At 68.1% G+C, this 20,863-nt stretch carries 18 protein-coding genes and 2 pseudogenes; 9 read left to right on the top strand and 11 right to left on the bottom strand.

The features are described 5' to 3' along the window. Positions 1-61 precede the first annotated feature (61 nt). Positions 62-1,636: a PucR family transcriptional regulator gene (locus tag G6N64_RS26745; protein WP_163800811.1), complete on the bottom strand. Its 1,575-nt coding sequence runs from the start codon at positions 1,634-1,636 to the stop codon at positions 62-64. Between the two features lie 84 nt (positions 1,637-1,720). Here G6N64_RS26745 and pruA point away from each other — a divergent pair, with 84 nt between their 5' ends. Both pruA and G6N64_RS26735 read left to right on the top strand, forming a co-directional pair. Beyond that, positions 1,721-3,355, top strand: coding sequence for an L-glutamate gamma-semialdehyde dehydrogenase (gene pruA / locus G6N64_RS26740; protein ID WP_163800810.1), 1,635 nt, complete (start codon positions 1,721-1,723; stop codon positions 3,353-3,355). Between the two features lie 2 nt (positions 3,356-3,357). Continuing rightward, positions 3,358-4,311: a proline dehydrogenase family protein gene (locus G6N64_RS26735; RefSeq protein WP_163800809.1), complete on the top strand. Its 954-nt coding sequence runs from the start codon at positions 3,358-3,360 to the stop codon at positions 4,309-4,311. Between the two features lie 79 nt (positions 4,312-4,390). On the opposite strand, the gene G6N64_RS26730 is transcribed toward G6N64_RS26735, so the two are convergent. Together G6N64_RS26730 and G6N64_RS26725 are read right to left on the bottom strand one after the other, a co-directional pair. Then, positions 4,391-5,191 carry an endo alpha-1,4 polygalactosaminidase gene (locus G6N64_RS26730; RefSeq protein WP_246230820.1) on the bottom strand — a complete coding sequence of 267 codons (801 nt, stop codon included), beginning with the start codon at positions 5,189-5,191 and terminating at the stop codon, positions 4,391-4,393. Positions 5,192-5,211: 20 nt separating this feature from the next. Further along, entirely contained in the window at positions 5,212-5,703 is a 492-nt protein-coding gene (locus G6N64_RS26725) for an NUDIX domain-containing protein (RefSeq protein WP_276018154.1), read from the bottom strand. A gap of 108 nt (positions 5,704-5,811) precedes the next feature. Here G6N64_RS26725 and G6N64_RS26720 point away from each other — a divergent pair, with 108 nt between their 5' ends. Beyond that, positions 5,812-7,221 carry an acyl-CoA synthetase gene (locus G6N64_RS26720; protein ID WP_163800806.1) on the top strand — a complete coding sequence of 470 codons (1,410 nt, stop codon included), beginning with the start codon at positions 5,812-5,814 and terminating at the stop codon, positions 7,219-7,221. Further along, entirely contained in the window at positions 7,218-7,568 is a 351-nt protein-coding gene (locus G6N64_RS26715; protein ID WP_163800805.1) for a VOC family protein, read from the top strand. The genes G6N64_RS26720 and G6N64_RS26715 overlap by 4 nt, the downstream gene beginning before the upstream one ends. Before the next feature lie 112 nt (positions 7,569-7,680). On the opposite strand, the gene dapD is transcribed toward G6N64_RS26715, so the two are convergent. After that, the gene (gene dapD, locus G6N64_RS26710; protein ID WP_163800804.1) at positions 7,681-8,631 is read right to left on the bottom strand and encodes a 2,3,4,5-tetrahydropyridine-2,6-dicarboxylate N-succinyltransferase; all 951 of its coding nucleotides are present in this window, start codon (positions 8,629-8,631) and stop codon (positions 7,681-7,683) included. 70 nt (positions 8,632-8,701) lie between these two features. On the opposite strand from dapD, the gene dapE reads away from it, so the two are divergent. The 3 genes and pseudogenes from dapE (at position 8,702) to G6N64_RS30745 (ending at position 11,516) form a co-directional block, all read left to right on the top strand. Further along, complete coding sequence (gene dapE / locus G6N64_RS26705) at positions 8,702-9,769, top strand: succinyl-diaminopimelate desuccinylase (RefSeq protein ID WP_163800803.1); 1,068 nt, start codon at positions 8,702-8,704, stop codon at positions 9,767-9,769. Between the two features lie 142 nt (positions 9,770-9,911). Continuing rightward, positions 9,912-10,502, top strand: a pseudogene (locus G6N64_RS30750) (ATP-binding cassette domain-containing protein); the annotation flags it as partial. A 165-nt stretch (positions 10,503-10,667) separates the two neighbouring features. Further along, positions 10,668-11,516: an ATP-binding cassette domain-containing protein gene (locus tag G6N64_RS30745; protein WP_425487208.1), complete on the top strand. Its 849-nt coding sequence runs from the start codon at positions 10,668-10,670 to the stop codon at positions 11,514-11,516. Here G6N64_RS30745 and G6N64_RS26695 read toward each other — a convergent pair. The 4 genes from G6N64_RS26695 to G6N64_RS26680 form a co-directional block, all read right to left on the bottom strand. Continuing rightward, complete coding sequence (locus G6N64_RS26695; protein ID WP_163800801.1) at positions 11,505-12,407, bottom strand: type VII secretion target; 903 nt, start codon at positions 12,405-12,407, stop codon at positions 11,505-11,507. The genes G6N64_RS30745 and G6N64_RS26695 overlap by 12 nt on opposite strands. Before the next feature lie 148 nt (positions 12,408-12,555). Beyond that, positions 12,556-12,948, bottom strand: a complete 393-nt coding sequence (locus G6N64_RS26690) for a DUF4333 domain-containing protein (RefSeq protein WP_163800800.1) — start codon at positions 12,946-12,948, stop codon at positions 12,556-12,558. A gap of 83 nt (positions 12,949-13,031) precedes the next feature. Then, positions 13,032-13,934 (bottom strand): TPR repeat domain-containing protein, encoded by a 903-nt coding sequence (locus G6N64_RS26685; RefSeq protein WP_163800799.1) that lies wholly within the window; start codon positions 13,932-13,934, stop codon positions 13,032-13,034. A 92-nt stretch (positions 13,935-14,026) separates the two neighbouring features. Next, a complete protein-coding gene (locus G6N64_RS26680; protein ID WP_163800798.1) occupies positions 14,027-15,100 on the bottom strand; it encodes a hypothetical protein in 1,074 nt (357 codons plus the stop codon). A 127-nt stretch (positions 15,101-15,227) separates the two neighbouring features. On the opposite strand from G6N64_RS26680, the pseudogene istA reads away from it, so the two are divergent. Both istA and istB read left to right on the top strand, forming a co-directional pair. Next, positions 15,228-16,743 (top strand): annotated as a pseudogene (istA, locus tag G6N64_RS26675) (IS21 family transposase). Next, entirely contained in the window at positions 16,740-17,549 is an 810-nt protein-coding gene (gene istB, locus G6N64_RS26670; protein WP_163800797.1) for an IS21-like element helper ATPase IstB, read from the top strand. Before istA ends, istB begins: the two are co-directional and overlap by 4 nt. Before the next feature lie 421 nt (positions 17,550-17,970). On the opposite strand, the gene G6N64_RS26665 is transcribed toward istB, so the two are convergent. From G6N64_RS26665 to G6N64_RS26655, 3 genes are all read right to left on the bottom strand, one after another. Beyond that, the gene (locus G6N64_RS26665) at positions 17,971-18,777 is read right to left on the bottom strand and encodes a hypothetical protein (RefSeq protein WP_163800796.1); all 807 of its coding nucleotides are present in this window, start codon (positions 18,775-18,777) and stop codon (positions 17,971-17,973) included. A gap of 173 nt (positions 18,778-18,950) precedes the next feature. Further along, entirely contained in the window at positions 18,951-19,502 is a 552-nt protein-coding gene (locus tag G6N64_RS26660) for a hypothetical protein (protein WP_163800795.1), read from the bottom strand. Between the two features lie 413 nt (positions 19,503-19,915). Then, a complete protein-coding gene (locus tag G6N64_RS26655) occupies positions 19,916-20,857 on the bottom strand; it encodes a hypothetical protein (protein WP_163800794.1) in 942 nt (313 codons plus the stop codon). Between the last annotated feature and the right edge of the window lie 6 nt (positions 20,858-20,863).

Here is a 20,863-nt window from a genome sequence, read left to right as displayed (position 1 = left end):
AGGGTCACGTCGTCGTTTCGCCCGCCAACGGCGTGACTCTCCAGTTCGGGGCAAAACTGGGTCACGCCGTCGCGCGCAGGCTCAAGGCGAGGAGCAGGCGGACGTCCGGGTCGGCCAGCGAGGTGCCGAGCTTCTCCTCGACCCGACGCACGCGGTAGCGGACGGTGTTGGGGTGCACGTGCAGCCACGTGGCAGCCGTCCCCACGTCGCCGAACGCGTCGAGGTAGGCGCGCAGCGTCTCGGCCAGCACCGGATCGTCGTCGCGCAGCGCGCGGATGCGCGGGTCGGTCAGCCGGCCGTCGGCCGCGATCATCGTGACGATCTCGTCGAGCAGCACCGCGGTGCGCGCCTCGTCGAGCGACGTCACCTGGCCGAGCGAGCCGGGATGGCGTGCGCCCGTGTCGAGCACCCGATCGACCTCGGCGCGCGCCGCCGCCGCACCGCCGAGACCGGTTGCGGGGGAGGCGATCACCGCGCGCAATTCGATGCCCAACTCCGAACGCAGCGCGGAGATGGTGCCGCGGATCCAGGACGGGACCGACGCACGGCCGGTGTCCGGGAACAGCACGTACACCCGCGATCCGTTCGCCGCGACCTGGGCGTCGGGTCGAAAGGCGCTGGCGCTCAGCGCGAGAACCTCCGGTAACCGGGTGCTGCCTGCCTCTCGCCCGTCGAACCCGATGACGGCGGGCCGGCCGTCGGCGACGATGCCGAGCCCGCGTGCCAGTTCCGCCACCTCGGCTGTCCCGTCGCGCAATCCGAGCAGTTCCTGCACGACGACGGCGTGCGTCGACGGCGCCGCGGCCAGCCGCGCCATGATCCGCCCCGCGAGCACCGCCGCGCCCCGCAGCACCTCGTCGGTGTCGTCGGCCAGAGATCGCGACCCCTCCTGCACCCAAATGGTGCCCGCGAACGTCGGTGCGCGGCGCGGATCCGCCTCGCGACGGTGGATGCCCACCGCCCGGCGTGGTCGGAGTCCGAGTTCGGGCCGCGCCTCGACGCTCACGACCTCACCGGCGCGGACGGCGTCGAAGATGCCCCACTGACCGAGCCAGGCGAGGTGCTCGGGTGGGCCGGCGCGGCCGAGGATCGACAGCCGGCGAAGGTCGTCGGCCTCGTCGTTGGACGCGGAGTAGGCCAGGACATGCGACTGCTCGTCCTCGATGCTGACCATGCCGTGGGTACGGTCGCCGATGGACTGCGCGAGGCCGAACAGGTCGGTGCCCGACTCGTCGCGGGGATCGGCCCGGTCGCCGTGGTGGGCGAAGACGTGGTCGACGAGGCGGTAGAGCCGCTCCCAGCGTGCCCGCGGTTCGACGGCCACGACCGCGGTGCCCGCCGCCCGAGCGCGATCGATCACCGCGGCGGACGGCTCCTTGACGAAGATCGCCGCCGGCGTACGGGGTTCGGCTTGCCGCACCAGCCAGGACAGGACGGCGTCGTCGCCCACACCGAGAAGGAAGAACACGTCCGCCGATCCGGACGCTGCCGCAAGGCCGAGGCGCACGTCGTCGGAATCGATGAGCGCCGCCGACGACACGGCCAGGTCGAGCCCCCGCGGGGCCTCGATCAGGGTCACCATGGTCGCGTCGAGTGCCAGCACCAGCTGTCCGAGACTGACGCCGGGTCTGATCATGTTGTCGGATTGTACGGGTCACGTCGGGCAATGTTGTCCGATCGGCCAACGGATCCGTGGCCGGCACGAGCGACAGTTGTGACCATGCCCACCTTCACCGCCGTCACCGACGTTCCCCTGCCGGTCAACGAACCGGTACACGACTACGCGCCCGACAGCCCCGAACGCGCGTTGCTCACTGCGGCACTTGCAGATTTCGATGCCGGTCCCATCGACCTACCGCACGTCATCGGCGGCCGTCACCTGATGGGCGAGGGCCAGCGCATCGACGTCGTCCAGCCGCACCGGCACTCCGCCGTCCTCGGCACGCTCACCAACGCCGGACACGCCGAGGCGACCGCCGCCGTCGAGGCCGCCATCGCCGCGAAGGAGTCCTGGGCCGCCACGCCGTTCGACGAGCGCGCCGCGGTGTTCCTCCGCGCCGCCGACCTGCTCGCCGGACCATGGCGGGAGAAGCTCGCCGCCGCGACGATGCTCGGCCAGTCCAAGACCGCCTACCAAGCCGAGATCGACGCGGCGTGCGAACTCATCGACTTCTGGCGCTTCAACGTCGGCTTCGCGCGGCAGATCCTCGCCGAGCAGCCGATCAGCTCCCCGGGTGTCTGGAACCGCACCGACTACCGACCGCTCGAGGGCTTCGTCTACGCCATCACCCCGTTCAACTTCACCGCCATCGCGGCAAACCTGCCGACCGCACCCGCCCTGATGGGCAACACCGTCGTGTGGAAACCGTCGGTGACGCAGGCATTCTCGGCCTACCTGACCATGCAGCTGCTCGAAGCGGCCGGGCTACCCCCGGGCGTGATCAACCTCGTCGGCGGCGACGGGCTCGCCGTCTCCGACGTGGTCCTCGCCGACCCCCGGCTCGCGGGCATCCACTTCACCGGCTCGACCGCCACCTTCCAGCACCTGTGGCGGGAGGTGGGCAACCACGTCGACCGGTACCGCACCTACCCGCGCCTCGTCGGGGAGACCGGCGGCAAGGACTTCGTCGTCGCACACGCCAGCGCTCAGCCGGACGTGTTGCGTACCGCCCTCATTCGCGGTGCCTTCGACTACCAGGGGCAGAAGTGTTCCGCCGCATCGCGCGCGTTCATCCCGCGGTCGGTCTGGGCCCGCATGGGCGACGACTTCCTCGGCGCCACGGAGGCACTCAGCTACGGCAACGTCACCGACCTGAGCAACTACGGCGGGGCCGTGATCGACCGCCGCGCGTACGGCAGGTGCGTCGACGCCATCGAACGGGCGAAGGGCGCCAACGTCACCATCGCCGCGGGCGGCGGGTACGACGACGCCGAGGGCTTCTTCGTCCGCCCCACCGTCCTGCTCTCCGACGATCCGAGTGACGAGGCCTTCAGCAAGGAGTACTTCGGGCCGATTCTCGCCGTGCACGTCTACGACGACGACACGTGGGACGACGTGCTCGACGTCGTCGACGGCGGATCGACCTACGGCCTCACCGGTGCCGTGATCGCCGACGACCGTGCCGCCGTCCTCCGTGCGCAGGACCGGTTGCGGTATGCCGCAGGCAACTTCTACGTCAACGACAAGCCGACGGGCGCCGTCGTCGGGCAGCAGCCGTTCGGCGGCTCGCGGGCGTCGGGGACCAACGACAAGGCGGGGTCGCCGCAGAACCTGCTGCGCTGGACGTCGGCACGATCGGTCAAGGAGACCTTCGTGCCGGCGACCGACCACCTCTACCCGCACATGGGAGTCTGATCATGGGAGTCTTCGACCGCGTCGCCAGGCCGACGATCCTGGCGGCGAGCCGCTCCGACCGGCTGCGGCGGATCGCCGAGCGCACACCCGTCACCCGCGACGTGGTGCACCGGTTCGTCCCGGGGGAGACCACGGCCGACGTCCTCTCCTCCGTCGACGCACTCCGCGACTCGCGGCGCCTCGTCAGCGTCGACTACCTCGGCGAGGACGTCACCGACGCCGACGCCGCGGATGCGACCGTGCGGGCGTACATGGCGCTGTTCGACGCGTTCGGCGAGCGCGCCGAATCCGAGGGCATCCCTCGGCCGCTGGAGGTGTCGCTGAAGCTGTCGGCATTGGGCCAGGCGCTGCCGCGCGACGGCGAGAAGATCGCCTACGAGAACGCGCACGCGATCTGCGCGAAGGCGCGCGACGTCGGCGCCTGGGTCACCGTGGACGCCGAGGACCACACCACCACCGACTCGACGCTGTCGATCGTGCGCGACCTCCGCGTCGACTTCGACTGGCTGGGAACGGTGCTGCAGGCGTACCTCAAGCGCACCGAGGACGACTGCCGGGAGTTCGCGGCGTCCGGCGCACGGATCAGGCTGTGCAAGGGCGCCTACGACGAACCCGCATCGGTGGCGCACCGGGAGCGGGCCGAGGTCACCGACGCCTACCTGCGCTGCCTGCGAATCCTGATGGGCGGCAGCGGGTATCCGATGGTGGCCTCGCACGATCCGGAGATCCTCGACGCGGTGCCGGGGCTCGTCCGAGAGGCCGGCCGCGGCGTGGACGGCTTCGAGTATCAGATGCTCTACGGCATCCGCGACTCCGAGCAGCGCCGGCTGGCCGACGCAGGCAACAACGTCCGCGTCTATGTGCCGTTCGGTTCGCAGTGGTACGGCTACTTCGTGCGTCGGCTCGCCGAGCGGCCCGCGAACCTGACGTTCTTCCTGCGCGCGCTGGTCGACTGACCCCGCCGCCGAGCCTGCTGTCAGATCGTCGGAAGGTCCGAAAAGGCGATCTGACAGCAGGATCGGCGCCGACGGAAAGCTACCCGGTCGACGGGCACTGCTCGTAGACGTGTCCCTCGGCGCCGGCCGGTAGCAGCTCGCGGTCGCGCAGGATGGCCAGCGGCGCCCTGTCGGGTGCGGCGCATACCGTTGGAAACGGCCTGGGCATGTTGTCGGAGTACTCGATCTGCAGGACGTGCGAACCGTATCCGGCCTTGTACGAGTCGCATTCGTCGAACGCCGCACACTCCTCGGCGACCGCGAAGTCAAACCCCAACCCGCGCAGCAACTCGGTCGACTCGGCGGCGTTCTTCTGGCCTATGGCGAGGCCGTGGTCGTGCGCCAGCTCCACGTACGCCGTGGCGAGGTCGAGGGCACCGGCCCGGTCGACGAGGCCCGTGCGCCGATCGGTGAAGCGGGTGAACGTGTCGAGGTTGTCGATCTCGACGGCGTCGAACCCCTTGCGGGCGCAGTCGGTGATCACCGGACCGACGGCGTCGAGGATCTGCTCCCGCCCGTCGGGGGTCGACGGGTCGAGGACGTACTCGTCGGGCCAGTCGGGATCGCTGACCGCATTACCGGCCACGTCGCGCAGCACCGCCGCGGAGCGGTGCTCGAGCCAGTCGGCCCCCTGGCCCGGTTGGGTCTGGAAGCCGTTCACGTAGCAGATGCCGTAGGCACCGGCCGGCGGATCGGCGGTGGCGTCGCGTGCGACGACGGCCATCCCTGGCAGGTCGTACGCGCCGCCGAGTTGGTAGTCGAAGGGCCCCGAGACGGGCGGCAGCACGACGCCGGTGGTCGGAGTCGGGGCCGAGGAGCACCCGGCGAGTAGCACTGTCACGACCACCACCGCTCGGACCGTCACGAGCGAAGGCGCAGCAGGGTCCACGCCGCGATGCTCTGGGCGTCGGTGATCTCGCCCGCCAGGATCATCGCCTCGATCTGGGGACCGGTGAACCAGGCGCTACGCATGTCCTGCTCCTCGTGTTCGCGCTCGTGCTCGCCCTCGACCAGCCCGGTGGCCAGCCACACCCACCCGCGCTGACTGCTCATCCCCGGCGCCACGTCCAGCATCCCGAGCTGCACCATCGACGAGGCACGCAGACCCGTCTCCTCCCGCAGCTCCCGGGCGGCGAGTTCCTCGGCGGGCGGCTCGGATCCGTCCTCGGACCCCGGCGCCGTGCCCTGCGGAAACTCCCAGCGCCGCAACCCGATCGGGTACCGGTACTGCTCGACGAGGCGGTAGCGGTCGCCGTCCGTGGCGATCACCAGCGCGTAGGTGGGCTTGTCGATCACGCCGTAGATACCCGGTGAGCCGTCCAGCCTGCGGACGTCGTCCTCGCGGACGACCATCCACGGGTTGCGGTAGACCTCGCGGGAGGCGACGCGTTCGATGGGGTTCACGGGTCCAGTATCCCGCCCACCGGTAACGTCATCCGGCCCACCGGTAACGTCACAGGGGTGCTGCTGGCCTCGCTCGACCCCGCGGCCGTCGCCGCCGGGCACGACCTCGATGACGCCGTCCGGATCGCCGGATCCACCCTGAGCCGGAGCGACCTCGTCGGAGCCGGTACGTCCGTCGCCGAGCGCGTCGGCTCCCAGGTCGGCCCGCGAGGGCGCATCGCCGTGCTCGCCACGCCCACGCCGACCACCGTCCTGGCCGTGATCGGCTGCCTGATCGCCGGCGTGCCCGTCGTCCCCGTGCCCGCCGACGTCGGCGTGGCCGAGCGCCGGCACATCCTGACCGACTCGGGTGCGCAGGCCTGGCTGGGCGAGCTGCCCGACGAGCCGGAGGGATTGCCGCACATCCCGGTGCGGCTGCACGCACGGTCGTGGCACCGCTACGCCGAACCGCCACCCGAGTCGACGGCGCTGATCGTCTACACCTCGGGGACGACGGGACCGCCCAAGGGCGTCCTGATCAGCAGGCGCGCGATCGCCGCCGACGTCGACGCGCTCGCCGAGGCCTGGCAGTGGACGTCCGACGACACGCTGGTGCACGGTCTTCCGCTGTTCCACGTGCACGGCCTGGTGCTCGGGCTGCTGGGCTCGCTGCGCATCGGCAACAGGTTCGTGCACACCGGCAAGCCCAGCCCCGAGGCGTACGCCGCCGCGGCGGGTTCCCTGTACTTCGGCGTCCCGACCGTGTGGTCCCGTGTGGTGCGCGATCCGGACTCCGCACGCACGCTGGCTTCCGCGCGCCTGCTCGTCTCCGGCAGCGCGCCACTGCCGGTGCCCGTGTTCGACGAGCTGGTGCGCCTCACCGGCCACGCACCGGTCGAGCGGTACGGCAGCACCGAGTCGCTGATCACCCTGAGCACGCGGGCCGACGGCGAGCGACGCGCGGGCTGGGTGGGCACTCCCGTCGCCGGCACGTCCACCCGACTGATCGACGAGGCGGGCGACGAGGTCCCGCACGACGGGGAGTCGATCGGACGGCTGGAGGTCAAGGGGTCCACGCTGTTCGACGGCTACCTCAACCGTCCCGACGCCACGGCGGACGTCCTCGGCGCCGACGGCTGGTACCGCACCGGCGACGTCGCGGTGGTCGACGCCGACGGCATGCACCGGATCGTCGGCCGCGAATCGGTCGACCTGATCAAGTCGGGCGGCTACCGCATCGGTGCCGGTGAGATCGAGACCGTGCTGCTGGGCCATCCCGACGTCGTGGAGGCAGCGGTGGTCGGTGTCCCCGACGACGACCTCGGGCAGCGGATCGTGGCCTTCGTCGTCGGTGTTGCGGATCCGAAGGCGTTGAGCGACTTCGTCGCCGAGCAACTCTCCGTGCACAAGCGGCCACGCGAGGTGCGCATCGTCGAGAGCCTGCCGCGCAACGCGATGGGCAAGGTGCTCAAGAAGGAGCTGTCGTGACCCTGCGGTTCAGTGACGTGTGCATCGACGCCCGCGACGTCCACGCCATCGCGAACTGGTGGGCCACGGCCCTGGGCTGGCGGCAGGAGGACGCCGACGACGGCGACGTGGTGTTGCGCGCACCGGAGGGAGCGGGGCCGGACTGGCTGTTCCTCGCCGTCCCCGAGGGCAAGACGGTGAAGAACCGCATCCACTTCGACTTCGTGCCCGACGACCAGGCGGCCGAGGTCGAACGGCTCATCGCCCTCGGAGCCCGGCACGTCGACATCGGGCAGGGCGACGAATCATGGGTCGTACTGGCCGACCCCGAGGGCAACGAGTTCTGCGTGCTCTCCGCGGAGGGCTGAGTCCCGAGTTCAGGCCTTCCCCCGGCGAGCGTTCCGCAAGCGGCTCCAGAGTCTGTTGCCGACACGCCGGGCGCAGACCCGAGTTTGCGCACGCTCGCGTAACGCTCGCGGGTCAGTTCGCGTGCAGCGCCTCGTTGAGGGTGATGCCGGAGCCGTCGCGCTTGACGACCTCGACCGCGCCCGACACCGAGTTGCGCCGGAACAGCAGGTTGTTCGCGCCCGACAGCTCGATCGCCTTCACCGTCTCGCCGTCCGAGGTGGTGACCTTGGTGCCGCCGGTGACGTAGAGGCCCGCCTCGACGACGCAGTCGTCGCCCAGCGAGATCCCGACGCCGGCATTCGCACCGAGAAGGCAGCGCTCGCCGATGCGGATGACCTCCTTGCCGCCACCCGACAGCGTGCCCATGATCGACGCGCCGCCGCCGACGTCGGAGCCGTCGCCGACCACCACACCCGCGGAGATGCGCCCCTCCACCATCGAGGTGCCCAGCGTGCCGGCGTTGAAGTTGACGAAGCCCTCGTGCATCACCGTGGTGCCCTCGGCGAGGTGCGCACCCAGGCGGACCCGGTCGGCGTCGGCGATGCGGACGCCCTTGGGCAGCACGTAGTCGACCATGCGCGGGAACTTGTCGACGCCGTAGACCGCGACGGCCCCGCGCTGGCGCAGCCGGGCCCGCGTCAGCTCGAAGCCCTCGACCGCGCAAGGCCCGTGGCTCGTCCACACCACGTTGGCGAGGAGGCCGAAGATGCCGTCGAGGTTGAGTCCGTGCGGCGCCACCAGCCGGTGGGAGAGCAGGTGCAGACGGAGGTAGACGTCGTAGGCGTCGACGGGCTTGTCGTCCAGCGACGCGATGGTGGTCCGTACGACGACGACGTCGACGCCGCGGTGCTCGTCCCGGTTCTCGAGCGCGCCGAGTTCCTCGGGTACCTCCGCTACCGACAGTCGCGTCGTGCCGGCGGTGACGTCGTCGTCCTCGAGCAACTCGGGCTCGGGGAACCACGTGTCGAGGATCGTGCCGTCCGCGGCGATGGTGGCGATGCCGACTCCAGATGCGCTAGTCACGGTCAACGAGGCTACTTGAGCCATTCCCCAGTCGCTCCGCTCCCGCCCGCCGCCACTACCCTCGAAGACCGTGCCCCTGGATTTGCGTGCCGACCCGATCGCGCTGACGGCCGCACTGGTCGACATCCCCAGCGAGTCGCGCCACGAGCGGCGCATCGCCGACGAGATCGAGACCGCGCTGCGAGAACAGACCACCGGCTACGAGGTGATCCGCAACGGGGATGCCGTGCTGGCCCGCACCGACTTCGGCCGGCCCTCCCGCGTCCTGCTCGCCGGGCACATCGACACGGTCCCCGCCGCCGACAACGTGCCCAGCCGCGCCGACGGGTCGATCCTCTACGGCTGCGGCACGTCGGACATGAAGTCCGGTGACGCCGTGTTCCTGCACCTGGCGGCCACCGTCGCCGAGCCGGTGCACGACATCACCCTGGTGATGTACGACTGCGAGGAGATCGAGTCGTCGGCCAACGGGCTGGGCCGCATCGAGCGCGAGCTGCCGGACTGGCTGCGCGCCGACGTCGCCATCCTCGGTGAGCCGTCCGGCGGGTTCATCGAGGCGGGCTGCCAGGGCACGATCCGGGTGGTCCTGCGGGCGACGGGAACGCGGGCGCACTCCGCACGATCGTGGTTGGGCGACAACGCCATTCACAAGCTCGGTGAGGCGCTGTCACGCCTGTCGGTGTACGAGGCGCGCAGCGTCGACATCGACGGGTGCGTATACCGCGAGGGCCTGTCCGCGGTGCGGATCGACGGCGGGATCGCCGGGAACGTCATCCCGGACGCCGCGTCGCTGACGGTCAACTTCCGGTTCGCACCGGACCGCTCCGTCGACGACGCCGTCGCACACGTCGGTGAGGTCTTCGCAGGCCTCGACGTGGACGTCGAACTGACGGACTCCGCGGCGGGCGCGCTGCCCGGGCTCGCCGCCCCCGCCGCGGCCGCCCTGGTCGCGGCCGCCGGAGGGCAGGTGCGGGCCAAGTACGGATGGACGGACGTCGCGCGGTTCGCCGCCCTCGGCATCCCGGCCGTCAACTACGGCCCGGGTGACCCGAACCTCGCGCACCGCGTCGACGAACACGTGGACACCGCGCAGATCACCGCGACCACCGAGACGTTGCGGAAATATTTGGTTGCGTGACGTCGCTACCCTGAGTGGGTACGTGTCGTCGAAGTAGAGGTGGGCCGCAATCGTGCTGGGTGACGACGTCTCCGGATAGCCGGAGCCGATTCCGTCGTTCATCCCGCCCCGTCCACGGGGCCGCACTCGAGGGACCCCTCACATGTCTTTGATCGTCGTATCCAACCTGTTCTTCTCCTGGCCCGACGACACCCCGGTGTTCTCCGGCCTGAGCTTCAACGTGCCGCCAGGACGCACCGGCCTGGTCGCCCCGAACGGCGCGGGGAAGAGCACCCTGCTGCGCCTCGTCGCCGGCGAACTCGTTCCGACCGCGGGGTCGGTCGTCGTCGAGGGGACGCTCGACTACCTACCGCAGACGCTGCCGTTCGATGCGCACCTGACCGTCGCCGAGGTGCTCGGCGTCGCGCCGGTCGTCGCGGCACTCGACGCGCTGGCGTCCGGAGACTCCTCGGACGCGGTGTTCACCGCGATCGGCGACGACTGGGACGTCGAGGAGCGCTCCCGGGCGGAACTCGGCCGGCTGGGTCTGGACCACGTCGCGTTGGACCGAACGCTCGGTACTCTCAGCGGCGGCGAGGTGCTGTCGGTCGGATTGGCGGCACGACTGCTGGCACGTCCCGACGTGCTGCTGCTCGACGAGCCGACGAACAACCTCGACCTCGACGCGCGCCGACGGCTGTACGGCGCGCTCGACGAGTTCGCCGGAACACTTCTGCTGGTGAGCCACGACCGCGTCCTGCTAGACCGCGTCGACCGCATCGCCGAACTGCGCGACGGCGAGATCACTTATCACGGAGGCGACTTCACGTCGTACACCGCGGCCGTGGCCGCAGCGCAGTCGGCAGCCGAGGCAGACGTGCGCAACGCCGAGCAACTCGTCAAGCGGGAGAAACGGCAGATGCAAGAGGCGCGTGAGCGGGCGGCGAAGCGCTCGAGCAATGCGGCGCGCACCCTCAAGGACGCGGGGCTGCCGAAGATCGTCGCGGGCAGGATGAAGCGCAACGCGCAGGAGTCCGCCGGGCGCAGCGACGACGTCCACGCCAAGCGCGTCGACGAGGCTCGGCAACGGCTCGACGGGGCCGAGCGCGCGATACGGGACGACGACGTCGTGGTGCTCGACCTCCCCGACACCGAGGTGCCGGCCGGCCGCACCGTGATCACGGCCACCGGGGTGAACGTCCGAGACCTGTTCGTGGACAGTGGGATCGACGTGGACGTCCGAGGCCCGGAACGCATCGCGCTGGTGGGCCCCAACGGTGCGGGCAAGTCGACCCTGCTGCGGATGCTCAGCGGCGACCTCCGGCCCGACCGCGGCGAGGTCCGGCGCGGCGAGGGCCGGGTGGCCTACCTGTCGCAGCGCCTCGACGCGTTGGACGAGAACCGCACCGTCGCCGAGAGTCTCGCGGCGTCCGCCCCGGGGCTCGGCCAGACGAGGCGGATGCACCTGCTCTCGCAGTTCCTGTTCCGCGGCGACCGGATCCACCTTCCGGTGTCGGTGCTGTCCGGTGGGGAACGGCTGCGGGCCACGCTGCTGTGCGTGCTGTACGCAGAACCGGCGCCGCAGCTGCTACTGCTCGACGAGCCGACCAACAACCTCGACCTCGCCAGCGTCGCGCAGCTGGAGTCCGCGCTGAACTCGTTTCGCGGGGCGATGATCGTGGTCAGCCACGACGAGGCATTCCTCGACGCGATCGGGATCAGCCGTCGATTGCGCCTGGCGGACGGGAGACTCGAGTCAGAGGGGTGACTGCTGTGGGCGGGTCTGCGCGGGTTGTGGAGCCTGCGGGGGTTGCACGGGCTCGACCGGTGCTCGACCGCCGGTAGTCGGCGAGCCCTGCTGCGCCTCGGACGGCCCGCTCTGCGGGGCGCCCGTCCCCGGAGCGGCGCGGCCCTCCGCGGTCTCCTTCTCGCGGGCGTCCTTCTCCTTCGCGTCCCTGTCGCGGTCGTCCTCGGTCGCCGAGCCCTCCGGCTTACCGCCGGCCTCGCTGCCGAGTGCGCCGGCTCCAGCACCAGCGCCTGCCGCGCCGCCGGCTGCCCCGGTCGCGGCCTGCACGATGCCTTGCACGCCCTGCATGACCTGCTGGGGGAGCTGGGAGAGCCCCTGCGCCAGCCCACTCACACTCTGCGACATCGCCTGCGCCGCCTGGCCGACCTGCTGGCCGATCTGGCCGACCATCTGACCCATCATGTCGCCGCCGCCGGCGGCTCCCGCGCCCGTGCCGGCACCCGCACCCGCGCCTGCTCCGGTGCCGCCGGCCGCCGCGCCACCCGAACCGGCACCTCCGCCGCCCGAACCCGCGCCGCCCTGGCCCGCGCCACCCTGGGCCATCGCGTCGGCGGCCGCCTTGAGCTTGTCTCCCTCCGCGGTGTCACCCTGCTGGTACATCTGCTGGGCCTTGGTGAGCAGATCGGCCATGGTCTGGCTCGACGTCTTGGTGGTGTCGATGGTGCCGCCGCGGCTCTCCATCACTCCGCCGAGCGCGGTGTTCACGCTGTTCGCGATGTTGCCGAACGACTGCGCCACGGCGCCGGTCTGCGGTGCCACGGTGGCCAACTGGGACAGCCCGCCGGCGACCTCGGCGTGAATCTCGGAGAAGGGCGACAGCCCAGCGTCACTGAGATAGAACTCGCCCGCCATGTCGATCCTCCCCGGATGTTCGCAGTTGCTGTGTCGATTCTATGGCCGGGCGGTGCGGTGCCGGTGCGGCAATCGCTCTAATGGCCGCGCTGTACTCCAGGTGTGAACTGAACGGACTGTGTCCGCCGTCGACTTGGCGACACTAACCTCAGGCGCCCTGGTCGAGCTGCTCGCCGACTTCCCAATCGACGTCGTATTTTGAAGGGTTCGCGTCGTTGACCGTGACGGTCACACGGAATCGCTTCCCGTCCTGACTCAATACACACGATTGGCTGGCCTTCGATCTGAGAGGCAGATCGCCTGGACACTCGACTACGACTGGCCCACCGCCGCTCTGGTCGCGGATCGACTGTGATGTGCGCTCTTCGACGACGTCTTTCGGGATCACCGATTTCGTCGTGGCACCGGAAGGTGCGGTTGGCGAGCCGGCGCGAGTGCTGAAGTGAACATTGCACGACGTCACCGCGACGCATACCGCGGGCATGACACAAATACCGACGATGCGAACCCTCAGCGACGCCAGGTGGCGTTCCCCCGTCACGCCGATCGACGCTATCGCAATGGTGGTGGTTCACGCAGAGCCTTCTGACCGTTCAACGCATGGTGGCGAAGCCGACGCCGCGGTCACTGATGCCCGGTCACCTTCTCGTACTCGCCTCGCAGCTGGTCCCGAATCGCCCGGTGTGCACCAACTGCCAGAACGAGGTTGTCCAGCGCTCCGTAGTACTCGTCGACGCGGGTGACGCCGAGCTTCGTGCGCACCTCTTCGGGCGACATCAATCGACCCTCGACCATGAACTCCGGCCACATGGCGGCCTGCTTCCGGGCGATGGCGGCTGTCGCGATGACGTACTGCGCCTGCTGCACCTCGTCGTGCAGGGAACGCACCGGCGCACCTGAGCGCTGTGCACCGAGGGAGGCCAACCCGAGCAACCGGCCTGCGAACGCCAAGTCCGCGCCGCTGGTGGGTGCTCCGTCGGCGTAACTCTGAACCCATCGGTCGACGTCCGTGGATGCGGCACCGGTAAGCGTCCTTCCCGACCGTTCGTCGGTGTTCAGCACGGCGAACATCGGTTTGGCGGCCTGTACGGAGGCGTCGCATCCGGCGGGGTCGAGAAGGTCGAAGCCGAGCGTGCCGTTCGAGTCGCAGACGAGGGGCTTCAGAAACGGCAGCAACGACTCCGTAAAGCTCCGAGCCAACTCGGGGTTGCGTGACCCCACAGTCTGATGGCTGAGGCCGAACCAACCCGACGACAGCTCGAGCAATTCATCTCCGCGCGTCGACAGGTAGTTGGCGATGGCCTGGGCGGTTTGGCCGGCGCGCGTCGCGGTCGTGGCGTCTGTGGAGGCCGCGTCCCGAGCAATCCAGTCGAAGACCGCGGCTGCCTCCGCGCCGTCGTCGGGCCAGTCGTAAGTGGCGACCGAGTCGATGAAGTCCTGCCCGGCTGTACCGGTCAGCAGCTTATGCACGCCCGCGGGACTGGTGTCGGTGGGGAGCGACGGCGGAGTGGAGCCGCATGCGGTCATCGTCGTGAAAATTGAGATGGCGAGAATCGCGGCGCCGAACTTCCTCCACCCCCAACGCCAAGAGGATCCATATCGATTCGGTCGCAGCATGCTCAGCCGCCGCTTACCGGCCAACCTGGAACGGCGGGTTCGAGGGCGGGAGGTGAGGCGAGCACCGTGGTCGCCAGCGTCAGTCGCTGCGCAGCGTTCAGGGAGTGACGATCGAGGCACTGCCGGCGCCATGCGGCCTCGGCGTTCTGCGCCTCGCGTGATCGCGCGTTGTACTCCGGAGTGCCGGGCTCGAGCCGCGAACTGTCGCTGTCGAACCAGGCAGACACGTCAGCGGCACCGGTAACGAACCACGGACCGAATACGTCGCCGCGTGGCGCAGGAAGCGGGCCGTCCTGGGATGGCAACGGTGCTGGTAAAGGGGATACTTGGACGCGTGAGTTCTGCGTGAATTCGATTCGCCAGATCCTCGTATTTGCGAAGTCGGGATCAAAGCCCGCCTCCACCGAATCGAGAGCCAGCGGTGCAAGTTTCGACTCCGCTCCTTGCTTGAAGACATCGAAGGTCGCGTCGCAGACGAAGGCGCGGAAGCCGGAGGGGATCGCCTCGGCTCGCAGGACTCGAAGCTCCTCGTTGCCGACGAAACGACGGTCCTGATTGTCGAGATCCACCCGGCCGCGCTCGCCACGAAGGTCTCGTTGCGGCATCGTCAAGGCTCGCCATTCCTGGCCGAACTTCTCGACGGGCTCGGGTGTCACGCGCGTCAACCCGGGATATCCGGCGTTCGAGTCGCGCGTGTAGTCGATGATCCGAATGGACTCGAAGTAGGCACGCAGCGGCACCGCCCACCCCGTCGTGAGGTCGAAACCCGGTTCGGCGGTCCACCGGAAGCGGAAGTCTTTGAGGTTGCTGGGCCAATTGGCGAAGTGCGGCTCCGACGGATTGGGTGCGAGTGGAGCAGGCGGATCAGATCGACAACCGGTCAGCCCTACCATCGCGAGGACGACTAACAGCGCGACCACGTTGACGAGTGCAGACCGGGTGGTCGACTTCTCGTAGTGACTCCGGCGCTTGCGTACGGTTCGGGTCCGGCTAGCGGATTGCACGGGCTTACCGTAAGCCTTTCCATCCGCGGGTAGCCTGTCCGTGGCCATGAAAAAGTACCCACTGGTGGCCACGTAGAGGTATCCGTTTTTGGCCAGGTAAAAGTATCCACCCCGTGTTCGTCGTGTCGATCAGGAACTGCGGGCCCCGATGGTGACGGTGAAGGCGCCAACCAATCGCCATCACCACCGGGGAGTTCCATTGAAGTCTGCGAAGGACCGCATGGACGTCATTTCTGCCTACCACCAGCTCGGGTCCTACCGAGCCGCCGCCGACGAGTGCGGCACCACCCACCGGACGGTCAAGAAGATCGTCGACAAGTTCGAGGCCGACCAGGCCGGTGTGCCGCCGCCACCGCGAGCCGAACGGGCGCACAACTACGATTCGGTCGCCGACCTGGTGGCCGAACGGGTGGATAAGTCGCATGGCCGGATCTCGGCCAAGCGGCTGCTCCGAAGGCCCGAGCCGCCGGGTACACGGGTTCTGACCGCAACTTCCGCCGCCTCGTTGCCGAAGCGAAAGCATTGTGGCGCAGCACCAATCATCGCGGACGTCGTCCCGCGGTGTGGGAACCGGGTGAGTACCTCGTGATCGACTGGGCACAAGCCGCACCGGGGTTGTTCCTGTTCTGTGCGGTGCTGGCGTTCTCCCGGTGGCGCTTCGTGCGCTTCGCCACCAATGAGCGGGCTTCGACCACGTTGGCGTTGATCGCCGAGACCATGGCCGCCGCTGGCGGGGTGCCGGCGAGGGTGCTGGCCGATCGGATGGCCTGCCTCAAGGGCGGCGTGGTGGCCAACGTCGTCGTTCCCACCCCGGACTACGTCCGGTTGGCCGGCCATTACGGGTTCGCACCGGATTTCTGCCATGCCAGCGATCCGCAGTCCAAGGGCGTCGTGGAACGTCTGTGTGGTTACGCCCAGGACGATCTGGCCGTGCCCTTGTTGACCGAGGCCGCGGTCACCGGGAAGCCGATCACTCTGCGCGATGCCAACGCTGCGGCCGAGGCGTGGTGCACCGAAGTGAACGCCGCGAACCATTCGGAGATCTGTGCGATTCCCGATGAGCGGCTGGTAGTCGAACGTGATCTGCTGCAACCACTTCCATCGTTGCGTCTGCAGATCGGGGCGCCGTCGGTGAGACGCAAGGTCGACCGCTTGTCCTGCATCCGGTACGGGTCGGCCCGCTACTCGGTGCCGATGAGGCTGATCGGCACCACGGTGACCGTGGTCGTCGACCACGACGCACTGTGCCTGCTCGAGCCCGCCACCGGAGTCATCGTGGCCGAACACGAACTCGTCGCACCTGGTGGTGTCGATACTCGACGAGCATTACGACGGCCCGAGGCCGGCACCCAGCCGCGGGCCGCGCCCGAAGACCACCGTCGAGAAACAGTTCTGCGGCCTCGGTGAGGATGCGCGCGTTCCTGATTGGCGCCGCGGCGATCGGCAATACCCGTCTGGGCTCGGAGTTGGAGATCCTGCTGGCTCTCGGCGCTGCCCACGGCACCGACGCCCTCCTCGCCGCACTGCACCGGGCGGTAGCGTTTCGCCGGTTTCGGGCGGCCGACGTGCGTTCGATCCTGGCCGCCGGGACCGGCGCACCGCAGCCACGCCCGGCCGGTGAGGCGTTGATTCTGGATCTTCCGGTCGCCCCGACCCGTTCCCTGGACGCCTACAAGATCACACCAGCCGTAGTCGACGGGGAGGTGATCTCATGACCAAGCCGCCACCGGTGACTGCCACCGAACCCGTTGCACCACCGTCGGTTCCACCACTGGCCGCCGACCTCGATGCCGGGTTACGGCGGTTGAAGCTGGCCGCGGTGCGGCGCACCGCACCGGAGGTGTTGATCACCGCCAGGACTCAACGCTGGACCCCGAGGAAGTCCTGCACCCTCATCGAAACCGAGTTGGCGGCCCGCGACGCCTCCAACGTCGTCAACCGCCTCAAGGCCGCCGCGTTCCCCGTGCCCAAGACGTTGGAGAGCTTCGACGTGGCCGCATCCTCGATCCAGCCAAAGGTATTCGACTACCTGTCGAGCCTGGAATGGATTCGGACACGACAGAACCTGGCGATCATCGGCCCAGCCGGCACCGGCAAGTCCCACACCCTGATCGGCCTAGGAACCGCAGCGATCCACGCCGGGCACAAGGTCCGCTACTTCACCGCCGCCGACCTCATCGAAACCCTCTACCGCGGCCTGGCCGACAACACCGTCGGCAAGATCATCGAATCCCTACTACGAGTCGACCTGATCATCCTCGACGAACTCGGCTTCGCCCCGCTCGACGACACCGGCACCCAGCTGCTGTTCCGCCTCGTCGCCGGCGCCTACGAACGCCGATCCCTGGCCATCGGCTCGCACTGGCCCTTCGAACAATGGGGCCGCTTCCTGCCCGAGCAGACCACCGCCGTCAGCATCCTCGACCGACTCCTGCACCACGCCACCGTCGTCATCACCGACGGCGACTCCTACCGCATGAAAGACGCCAAACACCGGAAGGAGCAACCCACACCAAGCTAAGAATCACCGCACGGGGTGGATACTTTCATCTGGCCACCAGCGGATACTTCAACTTGGCCATTGACAGTAGCCCGTGTTCACCCCGCGACTGCTGCATGCCGACTACCGTCGCGACCATGTGGAAGATGGCGCTCGTGGTGTTCCTCGTGGTGGCGCTCGTCGTGCTCGTCATGGTGTTCGTACGCAATTCCCGAGCGTAGGGGTTCCCGGTCAAGGAGTCCCCGAGCCACTTCGACCAAGCCAGGGGAGCCACGCCTCCGACGCCGAGACCCGGGTGGCCGAGCGATGACGCGAAGCCGGAAGACCGTCGTTAGACCATCGTGTATCACGGTCTCACGCAACCCCAGGTGCGATTACCCATCCGGTAGGCGATTACCCATCCGGTAGGCGTTGTGCCTACTCCGCTTCGGAGGTGACCTGTTTACCCGACCTTTGCAGGCCAACCGGGGATGGGTTCGCCGTGCGGCGGGGGTTCAGTGTGGAAGCCCGTCGCCATGGCGCGGCGAGCGGCAGCGTTGTCCGGCATCGCATCTTCACACTGCTTGCGGATGTCGGGAGTCTCGATGTCTTCGGCTTGCCCGGAGGGGCCCCAAAGTCCGGTGCCGCTTCCGGTGATGAACCAAGGTCCGAAGACGTCGTCGACCGGGGCGGGGAGCGGACCGCTTTGCGGTCTCTCCGTCGAAGGATCGGGCACGTTGGGGTTCCGTTGAGTTAGTTCGATTCGCCAGACCTGAATCTGACCGGCATCTCCGTAGGACAGCTCACCTGTCGTTTCGTCAGCAGCGGTCGAGACGAATTTCGACGGATCTTCAAGACCGTCTTGGTAGATGGCGTAGGTACCCACACAAACGGTAGCGCGGTAGCCGTCACCTCGTGGGAGGAGGCTGAGAACGTGAGTGGGCTGATAACCGAAGGTTCGTCGTTCGACGTACTTCCACCCCCGCGCCTCGAGTTCTTGACGAGTCGCGGGTCGAATGCGCTGCAATTGAAACAAATCACCGGCATCGGATGCGGGTTGGTTCTCCGGGGTCGCGCGCATGAAGCCTGGGTAAACGACTGAGACATCGCCGCCGGTAAAGGCCGCCAGACGCAGAGATTCCAAGTACGCCCGCAGCGGTACCGATGGGCCCGATGTCAGGTCGATACCTTGACCGGCGCTCCAATGGAAGCGGAAACCATCCACGACCGTTGGGTAATTCGGAAACTGCTGAGGAGGCGATTGAGTCACGGATGGCTCCGCCGTCCCTGACTCGCGTCCATTGTCGGCGCCGGTGCAACCGGTTGACCCGAGGAGGACCATCGCGGCAAGCAACGCGCCAAGATAACGGCTCGTTCGTGACATGGCCGGACGCGGTGTCGTGTCCACCAATTGGATGCCGTCTACACCGGCCAATGGACTGTTCACCCTCTGACGGCCGGCCATCCGGGTATCGGGTCGCCGTGCGGGGGCGGTGCGTCGTGGAAGCCCGTTGCCATCGCCTTGCGAGCCGCCGCGTCGTCGGGCATGGCATCCTCGCATTGCTTGCGGATCTCTGGCGGATCAATGGACTCGCCTTCACCAGACAGTCCCCAAAGCCCGCCGCTTGAACCGGTGAAGGACCACGGGCCGAATACGTCGCCTGACGGCGCCGGCATCGGTCCTGCTTGCGCTCCGGCGGGGCTGCCGGGTGCAGCAGCGGCGTCAAGGACCTTGTCCGTCAACTCGATTCGCTGGATGCCTACGAGTTGCCAATCCCCGTATTGCAGTTTGCCGGTCTTCGCTACCGCGGTCGTTGAGACGTACTTACCTGGCTTGTCAGGCGCACCCTCGTACGTCGAATATTCCCCAGTGCAGACGGTTGCGCGGAACCCGTCGCCCCGTGGCTCCAAACTTAGGATGTGGATGGGCTGATATCCGGAGTATGGCGTGTTCGTGCTCTTCAATCCTGCTGCCTTGAGTTCATCGCGGGTCATCGGTCGAAGATTCCATCGTTCGATGGGATCGAACTTTCGACTCTTCGAATTCGGTGGAGTAGCGCGGTTGAAGCCGGGGTACGCCGCTGAGAAATCTCCCTCGGACAGATTGACCAGTTGATATGACTCCATGTAGGCCCTTATGGCAATTGCGGGCCCTGAGTCGAGGCCGATTCCAGGAGCGGCCGACCAATGAAATCGGAAGTCATCGGCGTTAGAAGGCCAGTTCAAAAACTGTGATGCTGGCTTCGCGACTGACGACTTGACCGATGGGGGCGATCCGGGCTCTTCGCTGGAGTTCAGCTGGCAGCCAGCGACGACAACGGTCAAAACGAGCGCGAGCAGTCCCCGGCACTTGTGCCTCAAGTTATTCGACGAAACGTCCGTGCGTTTCGTCGTAGTGTCACCCTGTCTCACCGGGGCCATCCCGGTACGGGGCCGCCGTGTGGTGGAGGAGCGTCATGGAAGCCCGTTGCCATCGCCTTGCGAGAGGCCGCATCGTCAGGCATCGCGGCTTCGCACCGTTGGCGTAGCTCGGGGGTCTCGATGTTTTCTCCCTGCCCGGGCGGACCCCATAAGCCTTGCGAACTCCCAGTGATGAACCACTTACCGAACACGTCGGTGAGTGGAGCTGGCAAGGGACCAGTCTGCGAGATGCTCGGTGACGGAGGAGCGTCCACCGTACGAGGATCGTTCTCCGTCAGCTCGACGCGCCAGAACTGAATGTCACTGTCGGCCCGCAGCATCTGTCCGGTGTGCTCGTCCGCAGCTGTCGAAAAGTACTTCTCCCTGCCCACATCGTCTGTGCGATAGACCGAATACGCTCCGAGGCAGACCGTGGCCCGGTAGCCGTCGCCTCGCGGAGAGAGGTCGAGGACGTAAGTCGGCTGGTAGCCAAAGATCTCACGCTCGGCATACTTGGGCCCGTCCGCTCCGTATTGAGCACGAGTCTTCGGTCGAACGGATTGGAGCTGGAAGAGATCCGCCGGGCTCATCCCTGGTTCGATGTTCTCCGGCGTCGCGCGCATGAATCCCGGGTAGACAGACGATGGGTCTCCTCCGGCGAAAGTGGACAGCCGCATCGATTCGAGATATGCCCTTAACGCGACGGCAGGCCCGACTTCTAGTTCTATTCCTGGCGCGCCTGCCCAATGGAAGCGAAAGCCGTTCGCTTGTCTGGGATAGTTCGTGGATTCCGGGGCCGGCAACGCAGCGGACGACTTCGAAGAGGAAGTGGTGGTCGCCGATCCCTCTTCGGTCGCGCCGCCGCAGGCCATCGCTGCGAGTACGGAGACGGCCCCACCGATTGCTCCGACGCTGCGACGAAGCAACGACATTGCGATGAACAGACTCACCTAGCA

This window comes from Mycolicibacterium sediminis (genome assembly GCF_010731735.1).
Taxonomy (GTDB): domain Bacteria; phylum Actinomycetota; class Actinomycetes; order Mycobacteriales; family Mycobacteriaceae; genus Mycobacterium; species Mycobacterium sediminis.
Note: the sequence above shows the minus strand (reverse complement) of the source record. Positions and strands in the feature narration are given on the sequence as shown.

Bases quoted from the DNA above. Each gene is read 5' to 3' on its own strand.
- G6N64_RS26660 (WP_163800795.1), bottom strand. From the start codon at position 19,502: ATGACCCGCGATGAACTCAAGGCAGCAGGATTGAAGAGCACGAACACG.
- G6N64_RS26685 (WP_163800799.1), bottom strand. From the start codon at position 13,934: ATGACCGCATGCGGCTCCACTCCGCCGTCGCTCCCCACCGACACCAGT.
- istB (WP_163800797.1), top strand. From the start codon at position 16,740: ATGACCAAGCCGCCACCGGTGACTGCCACCGAACCCGTTGCACCACCG.
- G6N64_RS26745 (WP_163800811.1), bottom strand. From the start codon at position 1,636: ATGATCAGACCCGGCGTCAGTCTCGGACAGCTGGTGCTGGCACTCGAC.
- G6N64_RS30745 (WP_425487208.1), top strand. From the start codon at position 10,668: ATGCAAGAGGCGCGTGAGCGGGCGGCGAAGCGCTCGAGCAATGCGGCG.
- G6N64_RS26695 (WP_163800801.1), bottom strand. From the start codon at position 12,407: ATGGCGGGCGAGTTCTATCTCAGTGACGCTGGGCTGTCGCCCTTCTCC.
- G6N64_RS26735 (WP_163800809.1), top strand. From the start codon at position 3,358: ATGGGAGTCTTCGACCGCGTCGCCAGGCCGACGATCCTGGCGGCGAGC.
- pruA (WP_163800810.1), top strand. From the start codon at position 1,721: ATGCCCACCTTCACCGCCGTCACCGACGTTCCCCTGCCGGTCAACGAA.
- G6N64_RS26725 (WP_276018154.1), bottom strand. From the start codon at position 5,703: ATGGTCGTCCGCGAGGACGACGTCCGCAGGCTGGACGGCTCACCGGGT.